The 1,506-nt window shown below is 42.8% G+C and carries 2 protein-coding genes; both read right to left on the bottom strand.

All coding sequences use genetic code 11. The features are described from left to right. Positions 1 to 798, bottom strand: a 798-nt coding sequence (locus tag SORDD27_RS01700) for an ABC transporter ATP-binding protein (RefSeq protein ID WP_155718881.1), incomplete at its 3' end; no start/stop codon positions are given. Beyond that, positions 799 to 1,359, bottom strand: a complete 561-nt coding sequence (locus tag SORDD27_RS01695) for an ECF transporter S component (RefSeq protein WP_061426985.1) — start codon at positions 1,357 to 1,359, stop codon at positions 799 to 801. Positions 1,360 to 1,506: the final 147 nt, after the last annotated feature.

Genomic DNA, 1,506 nt, shown 5'->3' with positions numbered 1-1,506 from the left:
CAAGATACAGGAAATTCCTTGGTAGAATGTAAAATCAGCAATCGAAAAGAGGGGGCGATTACCCAGCTCACAAGTCACACGGTCCATATGGAATAGTTCTGGACTAGAAACAACTTCCTTTGAAGCAACCTGTGTCATTTCAGAGCAAGGGATTTGAAACACCTCCCTTAACTGGCCGTCTCTTAGCTCCACCATATGGTCGATATAGGCTTCATAGTCTGATAAATCATGGTCACACAGGATGACTGTCTTCCCATCAAGAGCCAACTCTTTTAGAATCTCCAATATCTCCAGCCTACTCTTTCGATCAATTGAAGCGAAGGGCTCATCCAAGAGATAGACTCTAGGATTCATAGCAAAGAGAACAGCCAAAGCAGCCTTTTGCTTTTCCCCACCTGATAAGTGATGGATGGGACGGTGCAAGATTGCCTCGCAGCGACATTGCCGGACCACCTCTGCTATTTTAGAATCAATTTCTTGAACAGGATGGCCGATATTCTCCAAGGTAAAAATCAGCTCCTCAAACAAGTTCTCCATGGTAAATTGATGATTAGGATTTTGAAAGAGAATGCCAACCGTCTGGACACGTTCGACGATAGAAAGCTGACTGACCTCACTCCCATCTATCAGGACTTGACCACTATAGGGAAGAGAACTAACTTGAGCAATGACTTGAAAGAGGCTGGATTTTCCTGAACCACTGCTCCCAACTAACAAGGTAAAAGCTTGCCCATGAAAAGTAAAATCAATCGGTTCCGAAAATATTGGGGATTGAATCCCTCTTAATTCCAGGCCCATCTATGCCTTTCCTCCAGCTGCAAACTGATGATAGAGTTTGACAATGGCACGAACCAAGATGGCACAGAAGAAAAAGACGGAAATAAAACGAACCACAAGCAAGGAAAGGACAAAAGGAAGGGAGAAGGCATAGTAACCTAATTTAATGTATTCATAGACAAAGCTAAAAAGCGTAATCCCAATACTATTGGCAGTTAGAGAGAACCAACTTTCATAGCGATTCTTGGTCACCAGAAAGCCAAATTCACTTCCCAAACCTTGAACCAAGCCAGACAAAAGAGCGCCTAGACCGAATTGGCTACCATAAAGGACTTCAGCAAGCGCAGCAAGTACTTCTCCAATCGTTGCACTTCCGACTCTTGGAACAAAGATGGCCGCAATGGGCGCAGCCATACACCAGAGACCAAAGAGGATTTCATTGGCAAAGGCCTGCAAACCAAGAGGGGCTAAGATTAGGGTGAGGATATCAAACAGATAGCCTGAACCCACAAAAACGCCACCAAAAAAGATAGACAAGAAAGCAAGCAAGATAACATCTTTTAACTGCCATTTTTTCAACATAAAAAACTCCTTTTTTAAAGAAAAGTGGGGCATTCAAGGAGAGCTACCAAAAGGCTTGCCGTCAAGCCTATCCTCTTTTGATAAACAAAAAAACTCCAATTACAAACGAGAATTAGAGTTTACCTTACAAGATTAGACAGTTTCTTT

The sequence above is a fragment of the Streptococcus oralis genome (assembly GCF_001579025.1).
GTDB lineage: Bacteria > Bacillota > Bacilli > Lactobacillales > Streptococcaceae > Streptococcus > Streptococcus oralis_X.
The sequence above is the reverse complement of the archived record's forward strand: the minus strand, read 5'-3'. Positions and strand labels throughout refer to the sequence as shown.

What these genes read in the sequence shown, in the direction of transcription:
- SORDD27_RS01695 (WP_061426985.1), bottom strand. Translation starts at nt 1,359, where the DNA reads ATGTTGAAAAAATGGCAGTTAAAAGATGTTATCTTGCTTGCTTTCTTG.